19 protein-coding genes are annotated in these 23,567 nt (G+C 47.4%); 9 read left to right on the top strand and 10 right to left on the bottom strand.

Features of this window, described 5'->3' with window-relative positions:
• The first annotated feature begins 3 nt into the window (after positions 1-3).
• Both L9Q39_RS08265 and L9Q39_RS08260 read left to right on the top strand, forming a co-directional pair.
• Positions 4-3,801: a cellulose biosynthesis protein BcsC gene (locus L9Q39_RS08265; RefSeq protein WP_237484617.1), complete on the top strand. Its 3,798-nt coding sequence runs from the start codon at positions 4-6 to the stop codon at positions 3,799-3,801.
• A gap of 77 nt (positions 3,802-3,878) precedes the next feature.
• Positions 3,879-4,877: a family 8 glycosyl hydrolase gene (locus tag L9Q39_RS08260; protein WP_237484616.1), complete on the top strand. Its 999-nt coding sequence runs from the start codon at positions 3,879-3,881 to the stop codon at positions 4,875-4,877.
• A 65-nt stretch (positions 4,878-4,942) separates the two neighbouring features.
• Here the strand turns inward: L9Q39_RS08260 and L9Q39_RS08255 are convergent, their stop codons facing one another.
• Positions 4,943-5,548, bottom strand: a complete 606-nt coding sequence (locus tag L9Q39_RS08255) for a TetR/AcrR family transcriptional regulator (RefSeq protein ID WP_237484615.1) — start codon at positions 5,546-5,548, stop codon at positions 4,943-4,945.
• Between the two features lie 111 nt (positions 5,549-5,659).
• A complete protein-coding gene (gene arcC, locus L9Q39_RS08250) occupies positions 5,660-6,568 on the bottom strand; it encodes a carbamate kinase (RefSeq protein ID WP_237484614.1) in 909 nt (302 codons plus the stop codon).
• A gap of 410 nt (positions 6,569-6,978) precedes the next feature.
• On the opposite strand from arcC, the gene L9Q39_RS08245 reads away from it, so the two are divergent.
• The 6 genes from L9Q39_RS08245 to L9Q39_RS08220 all read left to right on the top strand — a co-directional run bounded on the left by L9Q39_RS08245 (position 6,979) and on the right by L9Q39_RS08220 (position 13,200).
• On the top strand, positions 6,979-8,376 hold the full coding sequence (locus L9Q39_RS08245; protein WP_237484613.1) for an APC family permease: 1,398 nt from the start codon (positions 6,979-6,981) through the stop codon (positions 8,374-8,376).
• A 22-nt stretch (positions 8,377-8,398) separates the two neighbouring features.
• Complete coding sequence (gene aguA / locus L9Q39_RS08240) at positions 8,399-9,490, top strand: agmatine deiminase (RefSeq protein ID WP_237484612.1); 1,092 nt, start codon at positions 8,399-8,401, stop codon at positions 9,488-9,490.
• 105 nt (positions 9,491-9,595) lie between these two features.
• Positions 9,596-10,642 (top strand): ornithine carbamoyltransferase, encoded by a 1,047-nt coding sequence (gene argF, locus L9Q39_RS08235; protein WP_237484611.1) that lies wholly within the window; start codon positions 9,596-9,598, stop codon positions 10,640-10,642.
• Between the two features lie 152 nt (positions 10,643-10,794).
• Entirely contained in the window at positions 10,795-12,060 is a 1,266-nt protein-coding gene (locus tag L9Q39_RS08230) for a RidA family protein (RefSeq protein WP_237484610.1), read from the top strand.
• A 265-nt stretch (positions 12,061-12,325) separates the two neighbouring features.
• Entirely contained in the window at positions 12,326-12,751 is a 426-nt protein-coding gene (locus L9Q39_RS08225; RefSeq protein WP_237484609.1) for an Xre family toxin-antitoxin system antitoxin, read from the top strand.
• Positions 12,751-13,200 carry an RES family NAD+ phosphorylase gene (locus L9Q39_RS08220; protein ID WP_237484608.1) on the top strand — a complete coding sequence of 150 codons (450 nt, stop codon included), beginning with the start codon at positions 12,751-12,753 and terminating at the stop codon, positions 13,198-13,200. The genes L9Q39_RS08225 and L9Q39_RS08220 overlap by 1 nt, the downstream gene beginning before the upstream one ends.
• 38 nt (positions 13,201-13,238) lie before the next feature.
• Here L9Q39_RS08220 and L9Q39_RS08215 read toward each other — a convergent pair whose 3' ends face one another.
• Positions 13,239-13,853 (bottom strand): LysE family translocator, encoded by a 615-nt coding sequence (locus L9Q39_RS08215; RefSeq protein WP_237484607.1) that lies wholly within the window; start codon positions 13,851-13,853, stop codon positions 13,239-13,241.
• 245 nt (positions 13,854-14,098) lie between these two features.
• Between L9Q39_RS08215 and L9Q39_RS08210 the strand changes: the two genes are divergently transcribed.
• A complete protein-coding gene (locus L9Q39_RS08210) occupies positions 14,099-15,094 on the top strand; it encodes a hypothetical protein (protein ID WP_237484606.1) in 996 nt (331 codons plus the stop codon).
• Positions 15,095-15,242: 148 nt separating this feature from the next.
• Here L9Q39_RS08210 and L9Q39_RS08205 read toward each other — a convergent pair whose 3' ends face one another.
• The 7 genes from L9Q39_RS08205 to xdhA are packed head-to-tail and all read right to left on the bottom strand — an operon-like array spanning position 15,243 to position 23,462.
• Positions 15,243-16,535 carry a urate hydroxylase PuuD gene (locus L9Q39_RS08205; protein ID WP_237484605.1) on the bottom strand — a complete coding sequence of 431 codons (1,293 nt, stop codon included), beginning with the start codon at positions 16,533-16,535 and terminating at the stop codon, positions 15,243-15,245.
• Positions 16,481-17,848 carry a guanine deaminase gene (gene guaD, locus L9Q39_RS08200; RefSeq protein WP_237484604.1) on the bottom strand — a complete coding sequence of 456 codons (1,368 nt, stop codon included), beginning with the start codon at positions 17,846-17,848 and terminating at the stop codon, positions 16,481-16,483. Before guaD ends, L9Q39_RS08205 begins: the two co-directional genes overlap by 55 nt.
• Position 17,849: 1 nt before the next feature.
• Complete coding sequence (gene uraH, locus L9Q39_RS08195; protein WP_237484603.1) at positions 17,850-18,173, bottom strand: hydroxyisourate hydrolase; 324 nt, start codon at positions 18,171-18,173, stop codon at positions 17,850-17,852.
• Positions 18,170-18,661: a 2-oxo-4-hydroxy-4-carboxy-5-ureidoimidazoline decarboxylase gene (locus L9Q39_RS08190; RefSeq protein ID WP_237484602.1), complete on the bottom strand. Its 492-nt coding sequence runs from the start codon at positions 18,659-18,661 to the stop codon at positions 18,170-18,172. Before L9Q39_RS08190 ends, uraH begins: the two co-directional genes overlap by 4 nt.
• On the bottom strand, positions 18,658-19,581 hold the full coding sequence (gene xdhC / locus L9Q39_RS08185) for a xanthine dehydrogenase accessory protein XdhC (RefSeq protein WP_237484601.1): 924 nt from the start codon (positions 19,579-19,581) through the stop codon (positions 18,658-18,660). Before xdhC ends, L9Q39_RS08190 begins: the two co-directional genes overlap by 4 nt.
• A 1-nt stretch (position 19,582) precedes the next feature.
• Positions 19,583-22,057, bottom strand: coding sequence for a xanthine dehydrogenase molybdopterin binding subunit (xdhB, locus tag L9Q39_RS08180; protein ID WP_237484600.1), 2,475 nt, complete (start codon positions 22,055-22,057; stop codon positions 19,583-19,585).
• Complete coding sequence (gene xdhA, locus L9Q39_RS08175) at positions 22,050-23,462, bottom strand: xanthine dehydrogenase small subunit (protein ID WP_237484599.1); 1,413 nt, start codon at positions 23,460-23,462, stop codon at positions 22,050-22,052. Before xdhA ends, xdhB begins: the two co-directional genes overlap by 8 nt.
• Between the last annotated feature and the right edge of the window lie 105 nt (positions 23,463-23,567).

The raw sequence follows: 23,567 nt of genomic DNA, 5'->3' as shown, positions 1-23,567 counted from the left end.
AAGATGCAGTATAAAATTCAATCCATGATTTCGTTAACCTGCTTGGTGCAAGCGCTGAGTATGAATGTTAATGCCACTGAATTAGCCGCGAATAACTCGACGCTGAATACCTTGTTTGAGCAGGCGGAATATTGGCACTCTAAGTCCAACGATACCTTGGCAAGCGAATCGCTTGAAAAAGTCTTGATGGTGGAAGCGGACAATGAGCGCGCGCTCTATTATTTGTCGCTTTGGGCCGATCAACGCGGTGATACAAAACAAGCCGTTGAGTGGCAAACGAGACTGGCTCAAACGGCGCCACAATCGCCATATTTGCAGCAATTGCAGTCACGAGCAGGGCTTAAGCAATTACCGCAAGCACAACTTGAGCAAGCGCGTCGCTTAGCAAATACTGGCAATTTGCAACAAGCTCTAGAAACGTGGAGAACCTTGTTTGAGGACGGTGAGCCGCCTTTGGCACTGGCGCCTGAGTATTATCTCACTATGGCCAGTGATAAGGCTCAATACAACGAGGCGAAAACACAACTTAAAGAGTTATATCGTCGCTACCCGGAAAATACCGCCATTAAGCTGACCTATGCCAAGGTCCTTAGTTACCGGAAAAGTACCCGCCGCCAAGGAATGGATATGCTGCAAAGCATGGCGGAGACGAACAAAGAAGCCGATGCAAGTCTAAGACAGACGCTATTGTGGTTACAACCGACACCTGAGGATGAACGCTATTATCAAGCTTGGGTAAAAAGGCATCCGCAAGATAAAGAGATCAAGCAGTTATTCGATAAAAAAGTCAGTAATGCGGTCAGAAGTAGTGGCTTTGAGCTGCTTAACAAGGGTCAGTTAACCCAGGCGAAACGTGCTTTTTTACAAGCGATTGATGTTAACCCCAAAGATGCCGATGCATTAGCGGGTTTGGGTTACGTTTATTCTCAGCAAGGGGACTTTGCTAAAGCAGCCGATTACCTGAGTCGCTCTGCAAGTCTTGGTGGTAAACAGGCGAGCGCCAGAAGAAAACAAGCGAGCGAAGCTAAGTTCTATGCGGACTTAAACCGTGCCAAACAGCAGCAGAAACAAGGCAACGTCAAACAGGCTTTGCAGTTAAGTCATCCTTTGGCGGCGCGTTCAGACCAACTAGGTAACACAGCAAAACTGTTTAGAGCCCAATTGTTGAGACAAGTTGGCGATTACAGCGAAGCAGAAAGACTGTTGTCATCGGTGCTTAAGTCGAGCCCTAAAAATTCGGCGGCAAAAGAGCAGCTGTATTATGTGCTAGTTGAACAAAATGATGCTGAAAGAGCTCAGCAACTGCTTAACGATCTGCCTGCGGAGCAGCAACGCAAGATAAAATCCGCCGACCAGTTCGGTAATATTCGCAGTTTAGCGGAGCAGGCGGTAGCAATGGGTAACATTGAAACTGCGATTGTTATCATAGAAAACGGCGTCGATAGGCTCCCCAATAACCCGTGGATGAGACTCGAATTGGCCCGTTTGCTGCACTTGACCAACAGAGGAAGTGAAGCCGAACAAGTGATCGCACATCTGTATCGCTCCGAAGCGTCCAATGAGTCTTTGTATGCGGCTGCGGTTTATTATTCTGGTCAAGATCAGTGGCAGCGCGCTAACTCGTATCTTGGACGCATTCCTGAGGCAGAAAGAACCGACAGAATGGACGGCCTCTATCAAGAGGGCTTGCTTAATCAAACCTTGGATCGTGTTGCCAGTTATATTGCACAGGGAAATAGAGATAAATCGCTAGAGCTACTCAAAGCATTGGCGTCAGAGCCGTTTGATAAACCTTATCAAGCTGGTAAAGCGGCAGAGTTGATGGTGCAAAGTGGTGACATGAACCTAGCGGTTGAAACCATCCAAAAGAATCTCGATCAAGGCATCGAGGGCAATGCGCAAGATTACGCGAACCACATTACTATTCTCTATCAGGCGGGTTTGAAAAAAGCGGCACAGAATCTTCTTAATGATCCGCTGATCACCGCCAATAGCAGCGAGGCTCAACTGGCGAGAGCAAGAAACGTTTATGTTATTGCTGAGGCTGATCAACTGCGTTTAGCGGGGCATTATGCGCCAGCTTATGATGTGTTGACCATGGCATTGCAGCAAGATCCAAACAGTGTTGAGCTGATGCTTGCGATGGCAAGACTGTATCAATCCGGCAAGATGCACCAAGAAGCTGGTGTGGTGTATGACTATCTTATTTCAACGGATCAAGACAGCAATCAGCAGGATGCACGCATTGGGGCGATTAATATTGCACTCGCCAATAATGATCCGCAAACGGCTCGCGAGCTTGCCAAAGAACTCAAAGATACTCAAAGTCCATCAAGACTATTATTGCTGGCGCGCGTCTATCATGCTGAGGGCGACCATCAGCAAGCGATGGCGACATTGCGAAATGCTCGGGGTAAATTACTCGGCATGGAGCTGACGTCGATATCTTCAAGCCCGATGCAAGGTGGTCAGCTATTAGCGGATAACCCATTCCGAACCCATTCCAATCCTCTAGCGGATGTCAGTGCACAATCCGTCTACGGTACGACTATGCCTTGGCAGGTGGAAAGCGACGGAAATAGTCGTTCTGATGTGCCTAAATTAACGACTCAGCAGCAAACCTTAGCTCAAGTGGATAAGTTGATCGCAAGCATAGGTCAAGAAACCTCGTCACGGCTTGAAGCGGATATCGAGATCCGTGGTAGAGAAGGGGAAGCGGGTCTGAGTAAGTTAACCGAAGCTAAGTCTACCTTGGCTTGGTCTACGCAGCCTTTTGCCAATACTCGCTTCAAAGTAGAGGTGAGTGCGGTTGCATTGAATTCGGGTTCTTCTTCCGGTGATGCCAGTCGCCGCTTTGGTACGGGGGCGACAATTCAAGGGCAGGTTGCGGAAGATGAGGATTTATCAGAGCTCAATGGTGACGAGTTGCCTTCTGTGGCATCGCAAGGTTCTCAACAGCAAACTGGGGTAGAAGTTGCCATGTCAATGCAAGGTCGTGACTACACCTTGGATATTGGTACCACGCCGCTGGGGTTTGAAGAAAATACATTCGTCGGTGGCGTAGAGTGGCGTCCGAAGCTTAACAACTTTACGCGTCTTACTTTGTCGGCTCAAAGAAGACTCATCAAAGATAGCTTGTTGTCTTACGCAGGGGTAACCGATAAATATTCGGGTCAAACTTGGGGTCAAGTCACCAAAAATGGCGCTGAAGTTGCGCTGAGTTACGATGATGGTTTTGCAGGCTACTATGTTAATGCTGAGGGTTGGGCTTACCTTGGCGAAAATGTCGCGGATAATACCAGCCTCGGCGTCAGTTCCGGCTTCTATTTTAGACCGCATGTTAACGATGATGCTGAACTAAAAGCGGGTATCAGCATGTCTTATCTCAACTTTGCTGAAAACTTGAGTTATTTCACCATGGGACATGGTGGCTACTTTAGTCCACAAAACTACGTCAATATCGCGTTCCCGTTTACCTATAGCCATGAGTATATGGGGCTGAATTATTCTATTGGTGGCTCGTTGGGTTATCAGTCATACAGTTTAGATTCTGCCGGTTATTACCCGAATGATGGTGCATTGCAATCCGAGCTGGAGTATTACGCTGGGTTGGGTTACACCGAAGAAGCGTATTATGACGGTGAAGCCGTTGGTGGCATCGGTTATCAATTTAATGCCACGTTGCAGTACCTGATTCAGCGCAACTTAATGCTCGAAGCGCGAGTGTTGTATGACACCTTTGGTTCCTATAATGAGGCGCTGGGACAAATCTGGCTAAGACATTATTTTAATGATTACTGATGTTTCACTGATTACTGATATTTCAATGACGACTCATCGATTGATGTTAAAACAAAACGACGCATAAAAGGAAAGTGATGTTGTTTACAAAATGGCTGGTGATTTTTATGGCTGCGTTGGTACTTCCGGTTCATGCTGCCAGTGACACAGATTGGTTGCGTTATAAACAGCGATTTATTCAAGCGGATGGTCGAGTGGTTGATACGGGAAATCAAAATATTAGTCACAGTGAAGGTCAAGGTTTTGGGATGTTATTCGCCGTGGCGTTCGACGATCCGCAGACCTTTGAGCAGCTATGGAAATGGACTCAAGCGACCTTACATGATGAGGCAACGGGTCTATTTTATTGGAAATATAATCCCAATGCCGCTACGCCAATCGAAGATAAGAATAACGCCTCGGATGGCGATGTGCTTATTGCTTGGGCACTATTAAAAGCTGGGCAACAGTGGGATCAGCGACACTATCTACAAGCCTCCGATAAAATACTGCGTGCGTTGTTAAAACATAATATTGTCGATTTTGCCGGTAAAAAGGTCATGTTGCCTGGGAGCCATGGGTTTACTTTTGCTTCCAGTATGACGCTGAATCCGTCGTACTTTATTTATCCTGCATGGCAGGATTTTTTCGCTCGCACACGCCTGTATGATTTGCAGACGCTAATAGACGACACCCAGCAATTGATGCTCGATATTGATTGGGGTAAGCGCAAGATAGCGACCGACTGGATCACTTTATATGCTGATGGAACCACGTCTCCAGCCACGCAATGGCCGGCTCGTGCGAGCTATGACGCGATTAGAGTGCCAGTGTATATTGCTTGGCGTAATCCGGATCATCCGATCTTGGCACGTTGGCAGGCGCTGTTTTCTCCTTATAATCGGTTGACTACACCCGCTTGGGAGATGGTTAGTGGCAATCAAAAAGCTGATTATCCAATGAGTGGCGGACTATTAGCGGTTCGAGATTTCACCATGGGAGAGCTGTCGCCGAGTTCAACTCATATCAGTCGTTATGAAGATTACTATTCAGCCAGCCTTAAGATGTTGGTTAAGTTGGCTGACACGGGTTTCTAATCAGGATTGTCGCACAGGATTGTCGCAAGCCATTCGTTGATACACAAACAGCACGCTTCTGAAATCTAGTACGTTCGTTGGCAAATGGGTGGAATGTAGAGTTGCAGATACGCTTCAGAAAGGCGCAGTGCTTCTGTGGCTAATTCAGGGGTGATGTAACCGTACTTACGGTAAGAGAGAGAATAGATTTTATCGGCGACTTGCAAAGAAATAGCGAAAATATTGATTGGCTGAGGTAGCTGAGGAATATCAAAAAACTGGCGATAGATCATTTCAACTTGGTGCCCTAATTCAAGGTCGTGCTCGGTATCAGCATGTCCCAATTCGGCGAAAGTGTGGCGACCTAATATTAATTTTTTTGCGATAGGGTTTTGGTTGTAGTAATTCACATACGCCGTTTCGATCATCCGATTAATATCAGTCCAATGGAAAACTTGATCTTCATTAATGCACCGACCTAATAATAAATCAAAATCAACAAACACATTTTTTAATAAACTATGAAATAAATTTTCTATATTAGGATAATGATGATAAACCGTAGAGGTCGCCATGCCACACTCTTTCGCCACATCGTACATAGAAATATCCGTCGCTTCTCGTCTTTCTATCAAGCGGACAACCGCTTGGTTAATTTTTAACAGTTTTTCCTCTGTGCTGACTTTGCGCATATTTTATTGCCTATCCAAGATTTAATTAACGCCAAATAGTAAAGGCCACAGTGTCGATGCTTGATAAACGTTGACCTGCGACCTCAATTTGGGCATTAGCTTGTCAGACGTTTAGCGTTTTACATGAGTACCGGATTTGCCTTCTATGATTTCTAGTGCGCAAGACAAATCGCCGATATGCCCCATGCTTCCTGTGTTATCAACAAACTGACAACACGCGTCCACTTTCGGTCCCATAGAGCCCGCAGCAAAATCGTATTGTTTCATCTGTGTAACGCTCACATTTTCCAGTTTTTGTTCTTCAGGCGTGCCCCAATTTAGACAGACGTGAGTGCCGTCAGTCAGAATAAGTAGGTGCTCTGCGCCTATTTCTTCGGCTATAAGAGCCGCTGTCATATCTTTATCGATGACTGCCTCAAAGCCGACATAGGCGCCATCTTTCTCCACTACGGGTGCGCCGCCGCCGCCGCCGCAAATGATCAGGTGTTCCTTTTCAAGCAGATCTTTAATGGCTTTTATTTCCAGCACCTCTTGTGGTTTTGGCGACGGAACAACACGACGCCAGTGTGCGCCGTCTGGTTTCACGACCCAATTATGTGTTTCAGCGAGTTGTTTCGCTTGCTGCTCGCTATAAACAGGACCAATAAATTTAGAAGGGTCCGCGATAGCTGGGTCATTTTCATCAACAACAATCCGCGTCAGTATCGTCGTGGTAAAGCGGTCGTCAATCGCAGCGTTTAGCCCTTGCTGAATCAAATACCCAATCATGCCTTGTGTTTCTGCGCCAAGAACATCGAACGGATAAGGCGGACAGTCTTTGTATGCGTTGTTTTGCAAAGAAAGCAGCCCTACTTGTGGACCATTGCCGTGAACAATGACTAAACGATAGTTTTTACTCAACTCAGCCAGCGAACTTGCGGTTTGTGCGATGCTTTTTTGTTGGTTTTCGCAGCTCATGACCTCGCCGCGTTGCAATAGAGCATTGCCCCCAATCGCCACAACAATAATAGGTTTTGACATAGATAAATCTCCAAGCAAGTGATCTCAAAATAGACGGTAGATACTGTATTGAATTACCCACCTGCAATTGGCGATAAAAATCACTATTCGAACGCTATCTATAACTTGGTCTAGAAAATCATGTCGATGTCACGGAGTCATTATTATTATCGTTTTTAAATTCGATATGTGATCTGCGAATTGTTTTAGGTGTTTTGTGAGTAAGAAAGTTCTGATTTTCATAAATTGATTAAGAACAACTATTTTGCAAAAAATGTTTTTTTACTGAAAAAATGTCTTAGCTCTTTAAATTTTCAGCGTGATTAATATCAGTCATGCCGATATTAAGTTTTCATCAAGGTTCATTTTTCGAAATTCACGTCTAATTATTGCCATATTCAGTAATTAAGCGGTAGTGAAGGAGCGAAATAATGAGCAACGAAACTCAAGGCAAAATGGGGGTCATGAGTATTGCACTATTTACATTATGTGCAGTATTGGTGGTCGACACACTCACAGCGTCCGCAAGTATAGGGGTCAGTTCCATCGGTTGGTGGGTGGTGATGCTGATCATTTTTGTTATCCCTTATGGATTTATCACCTCTGAGCTAAGCACTGCTTATCCCGGTGATGGTGGGATCTATGACTGGGTAAAAGAAGCGTTCAATTTTAAATGGGCAGTCCGTACGACGTGGTTTTATTGGATTAACGTCGGTCTGTGGATGCCGGCTGTTTACATCATGTTCGCCGGCATGTTCGCGGAGTTATTCATGCCAGATCTATCGTTGTGGGGGCAAATCGCGATTTGTATTGTTCTCACTTGGTTTACCGTTTGGATCTGTAATGTCTCGGCAGACATTGGCGTTTGGGTGACCAACATCGGTGCTATTTTAAAAATCTTAGTGATTGGCACATTAGGTGTTGGCGGCTTTGTCTATGCGATGAAGCACGGTGTCGCGAATGAATTTACCTTCTCTGCGATGATGCCCACACTCGATTCTGCGGTAGCCTTTCTTCCGGCAATTGTCTTTAACCTAATGGGGTTTGAGTTGGTTGCCACTATGACCAAAGAGATGAAAGACGTGCGTGATATGCCCAAAGCCGTATTCCTTTCGATTGGTATCACTGCGTTCCTCTACATTTTTGGCACCGTGGGCATTCTGATGGCGCTGCCGGTTGAAAGTATCGGCTTGGTAGCCGGTTTAATCGATACCTTTAAAACGTTATTTGGTAATGGTCCATTCGGTACTGCCATGGTCTATTTCTTCGGTATCTGTGCGCTATTGACGCTTATTGGCAATATGGTGAGTTGGACTATGGGTTCAAGCCGTGCCGCCGCAGAAGCCGCTCAAGAAGGCGAGCTTCCCGCCCCAGTGGCAAAAATGTCTGACAAGGGTTCACCGGTTGGCGCTAACAACATCACTGGTGCTGTCTCGACAGTGGTCATTCTTTCTTACGCTTTATTTGCGCAGGGTAATGATGACTTGTTCTGGTCCATCTTTGCTTTTTCTAGCTGCATATTCTTACTGCCTTATCTGTTTATGTTCCCTGCCTACCTAAAACTGCGTGTGGTGGATGGCGAACGTGAACGTCCATTTAAAGTGCCGGGCGGGCTTGGCGCACAAGTCGTGATGTCCACGGTGTGCTTCTTAGTCATTCTCCAAGCCGTGGTGCTTTTCATCTTCCCTGAAGCGCTTGACTTGACCGTCGCCGATTGGAGTTATACCGCTCCAGTATTAATTGGCGTCATCGTCATGATCTTAATGGGAGAGTGGATCTTACTCGGTGCTTTGAAACGCAAAAATCAACAACTGGAACAGGAAAGCTGAGGCTTAGTTTAGGAGATAGACAATGAAAAAACTATTAGAGACAACACCAAAGCAAGACGGATTCAGGATGCCTGGCGAGCATGCCCCTCACAGTGAAATTTGGATGGCTTGGCCAGAGCGCACAGACAATTGGCGCAATGGCGCAAAACCAGCACAAAAAGTGTTTGCTGATGTGGCGAAGCAAATTAACAAGACCACTCCGGTCACCATGTTAGTTAGTGCCGATCAATACGACAACGCGGTTTCCCGTTTACCTGATGAGATTCGTGTCCTTGAGGTATCGACCGACGACTCATGGATGCGCGACATTGGCGCTAGCTATGTTGTTAATGATACTGGCGAGCGTCGCGGTGTTGACTGGGAATTCAATGCTTGGGGCGGGTTTGTGGATGGGCTTTACTGGCCTTGGAAGCGTGACGATCAAGTTGCACAGAAAATGTGTGAAATTACCGCTGACCCACGTTACAGAGCGCCGATTGTGCTGGAAGGAGGTTCAATCCACATCGACGGCGAAGGCACTTTGTACACCACAGAAGAGTGTTTGTTGGATGAAAGCCGCAACCCTGACTTGAGCAAAGAAGAGCTCAGTGAAGTGCTTTGTGAACACCTAAATGTTGAAAAGATCGTTTGGCTGCCTCGTGGCTTGTACAACGATGAAACCAACGGTCACGTTGACAACATTCTTCATGTCGTTAAGCCCGGTGAAGTGGTGCTGACTTGGTGCGATGACCCGCAAGACCCTCAGTATGAGATCAGCCGAGAAGCGTACGATTGCTTGTGTAATCAAACGGATGCAAAAGGTCGCAGAATCAAGGTTCATAAGCTGCCAATGCCGGGTCCTTTGTATATGACCAAAGAAGAAGCGGCTGGCATTGATATTGCCGAAGGGATGGAGCGTGAGGCGGGTGAACGCTTAGCGGCGTCGTATGCCAACTATCTGATCACCAATAACCAGATTGTCCTACCGCTGCTTGATGACCGCTATGACGCGGAGGTGAAAGCACTGTTGGAGGCGCTGTATCCGGGCTACGAAGTTAATGGTGTCCCAGCTCGTGAAATCCTGCTGGGTGGCGGCAATATTCACTGCATTACGCAACAAGTGCCCAAAGTATAAATCCATTTTAATCCAATAACTTAATACAAAAAATTTAATCCAAAGACGGAAAACAAAAGGGGCGAACTTAAGTGAGCCCCGGACGATAAAAATAGGACTATTATTATGAAATTACCTTCTTCAAGTGCAACTGACCTACACAAAGCAAACCTTGAGCACATGGTATCAATGAAAGATTTCTCGGTTCGAGAAATGGATAACATGATGGAGTTAATGAGCTACCTTAAACAAGCTCGCAAAGATAATGCTATCCCTCAACTATTCAAAGGTAAGTCCGTTGGGATGATTTTTGAAGCGGGCTCCACGCGTACCCGTGTGTCATTTGAAGTCGCGGCGACACTGCTGGGTGGTCATGCGCTCTTCCTGTCTCCGAAAGATATCCATCTTGGTGGTAAAGAGTCTATTGATGATACATCGCGAGTGCTATCACGCATGTGCGATGTGATTATGGCGCGCACTAATAGCCCGGAAACCCTCGATGGGCTATTGAATATGTCAACCGTGCCTGTCATCAACGGTCTGGATACTCGCTTCCACCCAACGCAAATGCTGGCGGACTTATTTACCATCCGTGAGCACATTACCGATGGACGCCAACTAAATGAGCTGACGTTAGCCTTTATGGGTGACGCGACTGACGTTTGCCGTTCATTAATGCTGACCTGTGCGAAATACGGCATGGGCTTTAAGCAAATCGGTCCAGTCAAGTATCACATGGAACCAGAGTGGGTGGAGCTAGCGCAATCTTACTGTGCCGAGTCTGGTGGTCATATTGAAATTACCGATGATGTGGAACGAATCAGTGAGTGTGATGTGGTCTATGGTGACAGTTTCTACTGGGTTACTCAAATGGATGAGAAAGCAGAGCGCTTGGCCGCTTTCATGCCTGATTATGTGATTTCTGAAGAGTTGATGGCAAAAGCGAAACCCGGCGCGATGCTACTGCACTGCTTGCCAGCTAATGACAAAGAAGAAGTGACCCGTGGCGCATTAGAAAGCGAGTACTCGGTGGCCTTTGATGAAGCAGAAAACCGCCTAACCGCGCAAATGGCGATTTTGGTTTACTTTACTCACAAGGATGCGGTGACGCCAAGTGAAGATACCATTAGGCGCCACGAAGATAAAATTCAAACCTTCCTTAGCACCTTGTAAGCCTCACGATTGGGTTTACTTCCCCTTTAATTCGACGCATAACCGGCTGCTCTCAATGGTTGGGAGTAGCCTAGCGCTTTTTTACCTGTAACCGTCAATAAACGTGAACCTATCTCGTCCACGTTTTGTTTATCAATTGGAGAGTATTCGACATGAGTGGCAAGATCATCAAAGTTTCTAGAAATACAGAAAACGCCCCAATCAATCGCAGTTCAACCCAATCTGTGGCATTTTCTCACTACAACAATATATCCGCACAACTGCCTATTGTTCCTAGTAGCGGCAAGTTAGTTGAAGGCGGAATTAGAGAGCATTCCCGCCAGTGTCTAGACAATATCAAGGCGATCGTCGAAAGCGTCGGTCACGGGTTGCACGATGTGGTTAAGATAACCGTCTATCTAAAATCGATGGCTGATCTTGATGCCGTCGATGAAGTTTACAACGAATATTTCTCTAGCCACCTTCCAACACGCAGTGTACTTGCTGTCGCGGCGCTGCCAACAGAAGGGGCTTTGGTGCAAATGGATGCGCTGATCTCAAATGGGGAAGGGACTCATCCACAAGCGCCATGCGAACTGATAAAACGAGTCAGAAATACACCCAAAGCGCCAATGGATCGTTTATCGAGTCAGAGCGTTGCCTTTTCCCATTACAATCACATCTCGGCTCAACTTCCTATCGAACCTAATACAGGAAACATCGCCGCCGGTGGAGTGAAAGCGCAAGCAAGACAATGTTTGACGAACCTCAAAGCGGTATTAACGAGTATTGATGTACCACTTGATGACATTGTGAAAATTAACATACACGTCACCAATCTTGATGATATTTGTGCAGTCAATGAAGTGTACTCCTCATTCTTTCCATGTTCTGCCATTGCCAGAAGCGTTGCTTACATGCCAGCCCGTTCAATCATCAAGGCGGAAGGATTACCGATGGATGCATTGGTACAAATTGATGCCACCGTGTCACACGGTGATGGCACACCACCGCAAGCCGTGGAAGATCGCCACGGTATCGTGATTCGGGCTCACAACACGGAAAACGCACCCGTAAGCAAACTCGCGACCCATACCGTTGCGTTTTCACACTACAATAATGTTTCTGCACAGCTGCCGATTCAACCTCAGAGTGGGGATCTTATTGCCAGCGACGTACGACAACAAACAGCACAATGCCTAAGTAATATTAAAGCCATTGTAGAGAGTGTGAATCATGATATGGATGATATCGTGAAGTTCAATATTCAGTTAAAACAGGTGGAAGATCTCGCCCAAGTGGATCAAGTACTGGCAGACTACTTTGACAACGATTATCCATCTCGAACCGTGATTGGAGTCTCTGATATTGCGATGGGCGCATTAGTGCAAATCGACGCGATTGTATCGAATGCCGAGGGAACACCGCCACAAGCATGAGATTAATATAAGTGAAACGCCCTGTCATTTCTGGCTCGGAGATACAGGGCGATTCCAACACATTCTTATTCCCGCACAGGCTAAAGCTCACATTCATTAAAACCCGCATTCACCAAAGCCCGCATTCACTAAAGACACTGAAGGACCAAAAAGGCAGTGTCGATAACGATATTTTGGTTCGTTCAGCCAAGCTTTTATCGCTTGGTTTTTGTACTTTTTGGCAATATGCGCTAAAATCTAGGCATATTGCCAAGAGGTGCTCACTATGACAGCAACAATCGAATTGACAGTTAATGCAAACCTCAGTCAGTGGTTTGATGCCACGATCGAGGACGAACTTGATCTGTCTAATTTGGTAAGGGATGGAGTCGACCCATCAGCGCTATCCAGATTGTATCAACATGGTTTTGAAAAGCAGGAGTTAAATTGGGTAATCCCAGCAAGAACCTTAACTCATCGAATTAATAAAGCAGAAAAGCTGAATCGTGATGAAAGCGCAAAGCTAATCCGAGCCGCACGGTTAACCGCGCAGGCTCGTGTCATTTTTGGTGATGAAACCAAGGCAAACCGTTGGTTAAGCAAACCCAAAAAGCAACTGGATGGGAAAACACCCAAAGAGGCGATGCAAGATGAGTTTGGTGGCAACATTGTTGAACAACTACTCAACAGAATCGAATCCGGATACTTCTAATGCCTATACTATGGCGCATCTCCAATTTTGAGGATCTGGATGGTATTGGTGGCTTGTACGCATCTGGTCGATGGCATAGCCGCGGAAATCAGATTGTGTATTTAGCAGAGCATCCAGCTCTCGCTCTATTAGAAGTGATGGCTGGACTTGAGATTGACCTTGATGATCTACCTAATGACTTTAAGCTGCTCAAGGTACAAGTGCCAGAACATGACATTAGCAGCAGCCATGTTTTCCAATTAAAAAGCGATTGGAATCATAGTGAGAAGGAGACCCAAGAGCTAGGTAATGATTGGCTAGCAAACAAACAACCGTTGCTAGCCAAAGTGCCCAGCGCCATTCTTCCTGAGTCGAGCAATTTTCTCTATAACCCTCGTCATCCAGATGCCCAGAATACCAAGGTGATTGAAGTGATCACTTTTCCTTTTGACCAGCGATTGGTGACCTAGCCACGGCTTCGAGGGCGCTAAAGTCAAGCCAGTGAGGATTAAATCGTCCAAAGCACGCGTAGCGCAAGCAGCAGCAACACGACTCCCGACAACCTATCAATCAAAACCGCTTTGGCGCGAATTCGATCCACCACCAGCGAGTTCGACAGCACCAGCGTAATGAAGGTATACCACAAACCATCGACAACCAAAGGCGTGGCGACAATAAGCATTTTATCGCTAATTCCGTTGCCTATCGCCACAAACTGACTAAAAAGCGCGATAAAAAATAGCGCGATCTTTGGACTTAAAATCGAAATGAGAAACCCTTCTCGGGCGGATTGAATGGCGGTGGTCTGTTCCCCAGACTTCAATTTCGCAGCAACCCCTCCCTTTGAGCGAAGCGCATTGATGCCGAGATAAGCCAAATAAGCCGCACCCGCAAGACTGATGGTTTTAAACAGCAGTGGACTTTGTTGCAATACCACGGCTAAGCCGACCAGAGTGATGATGGCATAGATCCCAATGCCGAGAGCATGAGCCCAAGCCGTCGCCAAGCCGTTGACTCTGCCACCCGCCAAAGCATGCTTAGCGACAATCGCCAAGCTGGGTCCCGGTGACATTGCGCCTAATAAACAGATGGTAAAAAGTGATAGCCAAATTGTCAGTGTCATAAAAAGTTCTCCTCTGCCCGACGATAGAGGCTAAGCCTATAACACGCAACACTTTTTTGCTGCTGATAAGCTTAAAACTAAACTAAGCATCAATAAGCATGGCGTTACCTAATCCTTTTGTTTTAACGGTATGGATATTGGTATGAAATCGTCTGTATATCAGTGTTTGGACACTATACTTATACTCAACGTTCGACGGAGTTTTAATTTTTTGCACAATGCCTAGCTGAGTTTTAGGGGGGCAAATGTCACATTTGTATGTTGGTGAGTCAAACCGTGATGGCGAGGGTAACGCATCCGTTCTAAAAAACAGTGCCTTTATCACCCACAATATCGACCTTAAAAACGCCGAGTCCTACCACGATTTTGGCGATTTCTATTATTTTCATATCCCTGATATATCCGTGTTTTCTTTACAAGGGCAATGGAACATGCCTGGCTATAAAGAGATACATCTGGAATTGGAACCGCTTATTGGGCAGGACAGTACTTGGGTGGAAATCGAAAACTTTGTCGATGTTTCTCTAGAGTGTAATTTTGAGTACAGCGATATTTTTATCTACGATGCAAAACGCGGTGACATCATCACTGGTGATGGGGAAGACTCGATCGAAATCGTGGTACACAGCAATACGACGCAACAAGGCAGTTGGTCAAATCTGTTTACTATTGACAGCGGTGGGGGTGATGACGAGATCATAATTCCAATCATTGATAAGCTGCAATCGGGTTATCATGATATGACGGGCTCTCAATGGACTGAATTGGATATTGATGCGGGTTCCGGCGATGATGTGGTGTCCTTGCTTGGGCTAAAAGATCCTCAAGCTAATGTGTCGCGATTTATTGATGGTGGCGCTGATTTTGATATGCTCACTTTCGCTGGTGTCGATAGCGTTGATTTTGTTAATTTTGAAGTGGTAAGTGGGGTGAGTAAAGAGCCAAGTGTAGAGCATCCAAGTAGCCTATTGACTGCCTCAGAGTTACGTTTAACGGAAGAACTGCTGTCTGCTAACTATGAAAACAATCAGCTTGCAGATATAGGATTAGGGTTAATCGTGAGTCATGCCAGTTTGACGTTGGCTGAAAACTTGCTGTACCAAGAGGTCTCTTTGACTACTCAAAGTACCGACTTTCTTGAGGCTAACGACTTTTTAGTCTCGGAATTTACTGCTTATGATATTAGTAACGACAACGGCGATTACATTGGTAGAATTATTGCCAATGATTTAGTGGTGTAATTGAGTTACCAAAGCCAAAGGCGGTCTACCCAAGTGACCTCTGAAGTCTGCATCTTGAGGTTACTTGGCTATAAACATCGCTCATAACGCCAACAATATGCGCGCCTCATTTTGCTGCAATGAGGCGCGCATTTTTCACCTTAAAGGCTTACCTTAATCCCTGCTTTAATATCTCCCTCTCTGCCTCAGTCATTTCCGTTTTATTAAGAAATGGCATGTCACTGCTTTCAACAGCGCGGGCGACAATGCGTGTTGACCAGCGTTCGACATCTTGCCAATTATCAAAGGCAGCACCGCCGGGGGCGACAGTGAATACATCATCAGTCGGTTGCGTGCTGTGACAGGTGGAGCAGCGCTGTGTGACGATATCGAAAACTTGCTGTTGGCTTGCTGCCATTGCATCGTTGAGCCCAGCGGTCTGTTGAGGTTGGTTGGGGTCTGCAATGTCGTTGTTTTCAGTGATGTTGTTTTCAGTAATGCTGCTTTCAGTGATATCGCTTTTGGTGACGCTGTCACTTAATGTGGGTTTGCTGACTATCGGCCAACTGACCACCAGTGCCAACAGACTCATCGCCAAAGCACCGCTGACAATGACGCTGGGTTTGGTGATGCCGCTATGTTTTAGGTTGAAATAGTGACGAATCCAAGCACTGAACAGCATCACCATCAGACCGACTAACCAGTTGTTCGGGTGCTGATAGATCATCGGATAGTGGTTGCTGATCATCAAGAAGATCACCGGCAGAGTGAAGTAGTTGTTGTGGATAGAGCGACGCTTACCCTCGAGTCCCGGCTTTGGATCGACAGGCTTACCAGCGGCGACCTGAGCAACCATTTTACGCTGTCCGGGAATGATTTTATGGAACACATTATTGACCATGATAGAGCCGATCAATACGCCCATATGAATGAATGCGCCGCGACCACTAAACACCTCGCTAAAGCCATAAAAAAACAGTGCGCCGATAAGCACAATAGCTGAAACCAGTGAGGCTCTTGTCGTCGCCAAAGGAGAGCGAAGCACCGCTTCATAAACGATAACGCCTGCGAGCACGCCACCGATGCCAATGGCGACCGCTTCCATACTAGAAAGCGGCATAATACGCGGATCAATCAGATAGGCTTGCGCATTAAAATAGTACATCCAAATTAACAGCGCAGTGCCGGTCATCCATGTGGTATAGGCTTCCCATTTAAACCAATGCAGCTTTTCTGGCATCTGCTCGGGACCGACTTGGTATTTGGCGACTTCATAAAATCCGCCGCCATGTACTGCCCAGAGATCGCCTTTAATGCCTTTGTCTTTTTTCCATTTGGGTGGTGTCTCAAGACTGTTATCGAGCCAAGTGAAATAGAAACTGGCACCAATCCAGGCAATGCCACAAATTACATGGAACCATTTGATAAATAACGCAATCCACTCGTAGAGTTGAGGCCACATACTTTACTTCCTTTCTTGTATACTAAATTCCCGCACACATAAGTGCGTTCAATAATTCGTTCGTCGCTTAGGGTGATGATGGCGAACAGTTGCTCGCTCAGGGTTTTGCAGCGCAATAGGCGCTGTTGCAGCATGGGCGTTGCCATAAAGTCGAGTTCGACAAAATCCGCTTCGCTGCCCGGATTGAGATTGCCAACGAGATGGTCGATATCCATCGCACTCGCAGCGCCTTGGGTGCAGAGGTAGAGCGACTCAAAGGGATTGAGACTGCTGTTTTGCAGTTGACAGATTTTGTAGGCGTCCGCTTGGTTGGCAAACAGACTCAAACTGGTGCCCGCGCCAACGTCACTCGCCATCGCGATCTTGATACCATCAGCCTTGGCTTTGTCGTAGTTAAATAGCCCACTGCCCAAGAACAGGTTCGAGGATGGGCAAAAACTGACACTGGCTCCGCTGGTTTTTAATCCCTGATACTCTCTTGGCTGCAAATGCACTGCATGACCAAATAGGGCACGATCACGCACAAGGTCGTACGCTTCATAGACCCCTAAATAGTCGGGGTGTTGAGGGTAGAGTTCCTTAATCCATTCAATTTCACCTAAGTTTTCACTCAAATGGGTTTGGATAAAGGCGTCGGGATGTTCGTTGGCCAGTTGCCCCGCTTTGGCAAGCTGTTCTGGACTGCTGGTGGGTGCAAAGCGCGGCGTAATCGCATACAGTGCGCGACCGTTTTTATGCCAGCGTTCCAGCAGGGCTTTGCTGTCTCGATAACCCTGTTCGGGGGTGTCTTGTAGATCGTCAGGACAGAAGCGATCCATCATGACTTTGCCACAAATCATCCGTGCTTGTATCGACTCAGCGGCATTAAAAAAGGCGTTGACAGACTGTGGGTGAACCGTAGCAAAAACACTGGCAGTCGTGGTGCCATGAGCGATCAGTTGGCTCAGGAAAAACTCCGCCTGAGCGTTGGCATATTCCTCATTGGCGAACTGCTTTTCCGTTGGGAAAGTGTACTCATTCAACCAATCGAGCAGTTGTTTGCCATAACTGGCGATCATCTCGACTTGCGGAAAGTGTACATGGCTATCAATTAAGCCGGGAATCAACAATCCTTTATGAAGTTCGACGCCGCCATAGTTAAGCAATTGCTGATTAGCCGGCAGTCGAAAGAAGTCGCTGGCTTCACCGAGGTGTGTCACTCGACCATTTTCGGTAACCAGTACGCCATCGTTGAAATATTGATAGTGGCTCGCAGGATCCGATGTGGTGTGAGGAAAGTGCAGAATACTGCCTCTATGAACCTGTCTTGGCATATTAACTCCCTCTATAGGTTGAATAAGAGTAAGGCGACAGCAGCACTGGTACATGATGGTGGCGCGAATCGGCAACGTGGAAATGCACCTCAATCAGTGGGAAAAACACCGCGCCGAAGGTGTGCTGGCAATAGTCGGCGACCTCAAAGCTCAGCGTATAGTTTTCGCCTATAGGCAAAGTCGTCTCGAAACGAGCACGTCCATCCGCATCGGTGGTTTCGCTGGCTAAGGGCTGTTGGCTGTTAAACGGGTAAACCGTGACGCGAATACCGGCAGCGGGATGGCCGCTACTGGTATCAAGAACATGGCAACTTAAACGGCTCATTGATAGACCTCCAGACGAAGTTGACTAATTTTTCTCTGCTCAACGGAAGCGGTGATTAACTCTTGGTTGCGTGGGTTGTTGATGCGTTGTGTCAGCAGCGTCAGCATCTCGCTGGCGGATTTTTCGCTGGCACAAACGATGAAGATAAAACCAAATTTGTCGAGGTAGGCTTGGTTAAGCGTCAATAATTGCTCTAATACCGCTTGCTCGGCGTTGTTGACCCCAGCCTGTTCATGGGCGCTGAGTTGCTTACCTTGCGAGTATTTCTTTTCTAGGGTGGAAAGATCACCAATCATTGGGTGCCCAGCAAAGGCTTCTAACCAGTCAGACTCATTTAATTCACTAAACGCTTGGTCGGCAGCGAGGCAAAGGGCGCGATAATCGGCAAAGGGCGCATTGCGCTGCATCAGATATTGCCAGCGTTGACTGGTGCAGATCTGAGCCAACTGCGTGTTGCTTAGCGTTAGGGTGGTGGGCATTAACGTCATAAGTTCACCTCGGTAAGCGTCTTGCGCAGTTGATTGACTTGCTGCCAATTGCGTTGTTTCGGTTCATCAGTGACATCGCATTTTTCAGTGTGGGCAAGCGGTTCAAATTTCTGCATCAGCTGAGCTGCAATGGACAGGGCAACCTGCATCGGTAGTTTGCCGCGAATATCGGGATGGCCAATCGGGCAGGTGAGTGAGTTGAGCAGGGCAGCATCGGATAACTGCTCGGTTAAACGGTAGCGAAAACGTTGGTTTTTTCCTTGCGAGCCAATCAATCCAATAAAGGGGAACTGATTGCACTCGAGTGCGCGTTTGCTGATCTCAAAATCAAGGCTGTGGTCTTGAGTCATGATTACAAGATGGGCATCGCTAGGGAGTTCACAGACGGCATCTTCAGGCGTTGCCATAAGCAGAGTAGAAATACCTAGCGCTTCAAGAGGCTGCAACCATTCGGGGCGATTATCAACCACCGTCAGATGGCAAGGTAGTTGGGTTAAAACGGTCGCGAGGGCGTGGCACACATGACCTGCGCCAAAAACCACCACTTTTGGTTGTTGGGTATGCATAAATTCCAGCAACACTTGTACGGCGCCGCCACAGCATTGACCAAGATCCGCAGCCAGTGAGAAACGTTCAATATGATTGGTACTCTGTGAGTTGTTAAGCGCGGCTCTGGCTTTGTCTATCACCTGATATTCGAGATTGCCACCGCCGAGGGTGTCAAATTGCTGTGTCGCAGTGATGATCATCTTAGCGCCTTGCGAGCGAGGCACCGAGCCGACTTCGGCAATAACGGTAGCGATGCAATACGGCTCGCCAGTTTGTTCTAAGTGTTGGCAAGCGGACAACCAATTGAGTCTTGGCTGTTTGAGTAAAGAGGCGGTCAGTGGACTCGCTGATTTTTCTGTTAATGAGGACATATCACACCTCTTGCTGTTTTTCTGGCTCATGCTGGGGCATGGCTTTAAATTGATTTACGTCGGCTTTAGCACCAAGGGTTTCACTGCGGGTGTAGCCGATGCGGTCATATTGGTCTAAACAAGCTTGTAAAATACGTTCGCCGGTTGCAGGCGCGTGCAGATCGGCTTCAAGTTGATGATTGCTAATCGAGGCAATGGCGTCATAAATGGCACACCAGACACTAATTCCATGCATAAAAGGTGGCTCGCCGACGGCTTTGGAGCGGTAGATGCTGTGCTCGGGGTTGGCTTTGTCGTATAAGGCAATGTTCATCTGCTTTGGATAGTCGCCGATGGTTGGGATCTTGTAGTTCATTGGACTGTTGCTGAGTAGTTCGCCTTTGTCATTCCACAGCAATTCTTCATTAGTGAGCCAACCTAATCCTTGAACAAACGCCCCTTCGATCTGACCGATATCAATCGCTGGATTGAGGCTGTTGCCCACGTCATGCAGAATATCGACACGATCAAGGCGCATCTCTCCGGTCAAGGTATCGATAGTGACCTCTGAGCAAGAGGCACCGATAGAAAAGTAGAAGAAAGGACGACCCACGGATTTTTCCATATCAAACCAAATCTTGGGTGTTTTATAGAAACCAGTTGTGGAAAGGGAAACCCGCGCCAGATAGGCTTGCTGAACCAGTTCCGCCCAGTCAATTTGCTGTTTATCCAGCGTCACTTTACCTTGCTTGATTTGAGGTTCTTCACTCAGGTTGTAGTGCTGTTTGGCAAAGGTACACAGGCGTTCAAGTAGTGTTTTGGCGGCATTGTGCGCCGCCATGCCGTTGAGATCGGCACCGGATGAGGCGGCGGTCGGCGAGCTGTTGGGCACTTTGTCGGTTCGCGTAGAAGTGACCAGCACCAATGCCATCGGAATATTGAGAGTCTGAGCCACGATCTGCTGGATCTTGGTATGTAAGCCTTGACCCATTTCTGTGCCGCCATGAGAAACCTGAACACTGCCATCGGTATAAATATGGATCAGCGCGCCAGCTTGGTTAAGGTGGGTAGCGGTAAAGGAGATACCAAACTTGACCGGCGTCAGTGCCAGTCCTTTTTTTAGCACCAGATTGTCACGATTCCATCGTTCAATCTCGATACGCCTTTGACGGTATTCGGCGCTGTCGGCAAGTTGCTCGATCACGGCTTTCAGCGTGTCGGTCTGCTCAACCTCCATTCCATAGGGCGTGACATTGTTGCCTTGGCGGTACAAGTTTTTCAGCCGAATATCGAGCGCATCCATATCGGCGTGAATGCTGAGTGATTGCATCGCTTTTTCAATGGTAATCATCCCTTGCGGACCACCAAAGCCACGGTAAGCGGTATGGCTGACAGTGTCGGTTTTCAGGCGGTTGCCCGTAATGGTCGCCGCACCGAGTGAGTAGGCGTTGTCTGAGTGAAACATCGCTCGGTCAACAATCGCACCGGAAAGATCCGCTGAGTGACCGCAGAGTCCATTGACCTCGATGTTCGCGCGATTAATCACGCCTTGTTGGTCGGCGGTGAGTTGGTATTGATTGTAGAATGGATGACGTTTGCCCGTGGCGGACATATCGACACTGCGGGGCAATCTTAGCTTAACCGCTTTGCCAGTATGATGAACCCCTAAAGCAGCAAGGCAGGCCCATTGTGCCGCTTGAGATTCTTTACCACCAAAACCACCGCCCATGCGTCTCATATCGACGGTCACCTTATTAAACGGAATCGCCAGCACTTCAGCCACCAGAGTTTGTACTTCAGTCGGGTGTTGGCTTGAACTGCGAACATAGATACCGCCGTCTTCTGTTGGTTCAGCTAAGCTGATTTGCCCCTCAAGGTAGAAGTGTTCTTGACCGCCAACGTGCAGGTCGCCTTCAATTGACAGTTCTGAAATAGATCGCTCTGATGCAGGCAATGGCGTGCCCTCCGCTTTGACAGCAAATTGTCGCGAGGGCAGTAAATGGGGCTGCTGACTTGCTGGCTCGAAGTCGGTGGTCGCCTGTTGCGAGCAATACTCGATCTGCGCTTTTTTCGCCGCTTGCCAAGCAAGATGATGAGTACGCGCCAGCACCACAGCAATAGGTTGGCGATGGTATTTTATCTCACCATCCGCGAGCAGCGGATCGCCTTTGAATATTGGACCGATATCTTTTTCACCGGGAATGTCGTCACTACTCAGCACCTTAATCACCCCAGAGCTTCGCGTGACTTCACTCAGGTCAATATGTTGGATTGAGCCTTTGGCGATATCGCTTAGGATGACCGCAGCATGTAGACAGTTAGCGCTGGTGGCGTAATCATCAACAAACAGCGCTTCACCACTGACTTGTTTTTCCGCACTTTCATGTTTGTGCGAGCGACCAACAACCTGACAATCCAAAGGTTGTGATTGAGAAGAGATATGATTGATGGTGGTTAGTTTACGCGTGGTTAATTTACGCATGGTTAATTTACGCATGGTCAGTCAGCCTCGTCGAAAGTTGGTGGCACTCAAAATAGAAGCGTTGAATCAGGTTCTGAATTAACTGCACTCGGTACTGTGCGCTACCTCGAACATCGGAGAGAGGATGAATCACCTCAGGCACCACCGCTTTCACTTTGCGCACTAGCAACTGGGTGAAAGGACGACCGATAAATAGCTGCTCTAGCTCGGTTAAACGCACCGATTTAGCGGCAATACCACCCGCCGAAAGGATGCAGTGCTTAACGCGGTTGTCGCTGTCGATGGTCATATTGAGCGCTAACACAACCGTCGCAATATCGTCTTCGTAGCGTTTACTCACCTTGTAAATAGCGTGTTTTTGATTTGGGGCTAAACGAGGAATATGGATGGCACTGATCCACTGGTCAGGCTGAATTAAGGTTTCGCGATAGCCCGTAATATAGTCTTGCGGCGCGTGAAGCTGGGTCTTGTGACCGTTATCGATCTCTATTTTGCCGTTTAAGCTGATGAGCAAGGGGGCAATATCGCCGATAGGAGAGGCGTGACCTAAGCTGCCACCTAATGTGGCACGGTGACGAATCGTCAGGCTGCCTAAGCGCTCGATCACCTCATCGGTGCTTGGAAAGTGTTGACGCATAAACTCATGAACTTGATAAAGAGGCACCGCAGCACCGATACGCCAACCGGTGCTGGTTTCACTGATGGTCATCAGTTCTTCTACCTCAGAGAGGTCAATAATCTGTGGAATGTTTTTTAATTGTTGTGTGACTTCCAGTGCTAAATCGGTCGCACCGGTTAGCAGCGTGGCATTGGGCATTTGTTGCTTGGCTTGAGCCAATTCTTGACGGTTAGTGGGTTTCAGGTAATTAACGGTTTGTTGTTTATCGCAACTTAATATCCAAGCCTTAATGTCATCCTCGTTGGCTTGTGCAGGGTCGTAGTAATCGACGCCAGCGATCGCTTGAGCCGCTTCAATCAGTGGTCCATAACCGGTGCAGCGGCACAGGTTGCCAGCAAGAAAGTCGGCGGGGTTGTTGGGTGGTTGTTTCTGTTTCGACAGGGCGTACAGTGACATCACAATCCCCGGAGTACAGAAACCGCACTGAGTGCCGTGTTTCTCGACCACGGCTTTTTGCACGGGGTGCAACTCTCCGTTCTGTTTTAAGTGCTCAACAGTAATGATCTGCTTGCCATGCAGAGCGTTAAGCGGAGTAATACAGGCGTTGATCTGGCGATAACGTAGTTCGTGGTTCTGCTCCATATCCACCATAACAACCGTACAGGCACCACAATCACCACTTGCGCAGCCTTCCTTTGAGCCGATAAGCCCTTGCTGTTCTCTCAGGTAGTTGAGTAGCATGCGGTCAGGCGCGGCATAGTCTATCTCCACCAACTGATCATTGATCATGAGTTCTAACATCACTTCCTCTGTCGCTATTTAACTCGTTAGTTATATGATGAGTTATATGATTATTTTTATGGTTACTTTTCGGCTGACAAAACCTGTCTAAATGGTCAGGTTATG

It is taken from the genome of Vibrio hippocampi (assembly GCF_921292975.1).
Taxonomy (GTDB): domain Bacteria; phylum Pseudomonadota; class Gammaproteobacteria; order Enterobacterales; family Vibrionaceae; genus Vibrio; species Vibrio hippocampi.
The sequence above is the reverse complement of the archived record's forward strand: the minus strand, read 5'-3'. Positions and strand labels throughout refer to the sequence as shown.

What these genes read in the sequence shown, in the direction of transcription:
- L9Q39_RS08210 (WP_237484606.1), top strand. Translation starts at nt 14,099, where the DNA reads ATGTCACATTTGTATGTTGGTGAGTCAAACCGTGATGGCGAGGGTAAC.
- uraH (WP_237484603.1), bottom strand. Translation starts at nt 18,173, where the DNA reads ATGAGCCGTTTAAGTTGCCATGTTCTTGATACCAGTAGCGGCCATCCC.
- L9Q39_RS08255 (WP_237484615.1), bottom strand. Translation starts at nt 5,548, where the DNA reads ATGCGCAAAGTCAGCACAGAGGAAAAACTGTTAAAAATTAACCAAGCG.
- L9Q39_RS08230 (WP_237484610.1), top strand. Translation starts at nt 10,795, where the DNA reads ATGAGTGGCAAGATCATCAAAGTTTCTAGAAATACAGAAAACGCCCCA.
- L9Q39_RS08205 (WP_237484605.1), bottom strand. Translation starts at nt 16,535, where the DNA reads ATGTGGCCTCAACTCTACGAGTGGATTGCGTTATTTATCAAATGGTTC.
- arcC (WP_237484614.1), bottom strand. Translation starts at nt 6,568, where the DNA reads ATGTCAAAACCTATTATTGTTGTGGCGATTGGGGGCAATGCTCTATTG.
- L9Q39_RS08220 (WP_237484608.1), top strand. Translation starts at nt 12,751, where the DNA reads ATGCCTATACTATGGCGCATCTCCAATTTTGAGGATCTGGATGGTATT.
- L9Q39_RS08215 (WP_237484607.1), bottom strand. Translation starts at nt 13,853, where the DNA reads ATGACACTGACAATTTGGCTATCACTTTTTACCATCTGTTTATTAGGC.
- aguA (WP_237484612.1), top strand. Translation starts at nt 8,399, where the DNA reads ATGAAAAAACTATTAGAGACAACACCAAAGCAAGACGGATTCAGGATG.
- guaD (WP_237484604.1), bottom strand. Translation starts at nt 17,848, where the DNA reads ATGCCAAGACAGGTTCATAGAGGCAGTATTCTGCACTTTCCTCACACC.
- xdhB (WP_237484600.1), bottom strand. Translation starts at nt 22,057, where the DNA reads ATGCGTAAATTAACCATGCGTAAATTAACCACGCGTAAACTAACCACC.
- xdhC (WP_237484601.1), bottom strand. Translation starts at nt 19,581, where the DNA reads ATGTCCTCATTAACAGAAAAATCAGCGAGTCCACTGACCGCCTCTTTA.
- L9Q39_RS08265 (WP_237484617.1), top strand. Translation starts at nt 4, where the DNA reads ATGCAGTATAAAATTCAATCCATGATTTCGTTAACCTGCTTGGTGCAA.
- xdhA (WP_237484599.1), bottom strand. Translation starts at nt 23,462, where the DNA reads ATGTTAGAACTCATGATCAATGATCAGTTGGTGGAGATAGACTATGCC.
- L9Q39_RS08225 (WP_237484609.1), top strand. Translation starts at nt 12,326, where the DNA reads ATGACAGCAACAATCGAATTGACAGTTAATGCAAACCTCAGTCAGTGG.
- L9Q39_RS08260 (WP_237484616.1), top strand. Translation starts at nt 3,879, where the DNA reads ATGTTGTTTACAAAATGGCTGGTGATTTTTATGGCTGCGTTGGTACTT.
- L9Q39_RS08245 (WP_237484613.1), top strand. Translation starts at nt 6,979, where the DNA reads ATGAGCAACGAAACTCAAGGCAAAATGGGGGTCATGAGTATTGCACTA.
- L9Q39_RS08190 (WP_237484602.1), bottom strand. Translation starts at nt 18,661, where the DNA reads ATGACGTTAATGCCCACCACCCTAACGCTAAGCAACACGCAGTTGGCT.
- argF (WP_237484611.1), top strand. Translation starts at nt 9,596, where the DNA reads ATGAAATTACCTTCTTCAAGTGCAACTGACCTACACAAAGCAAACCTT.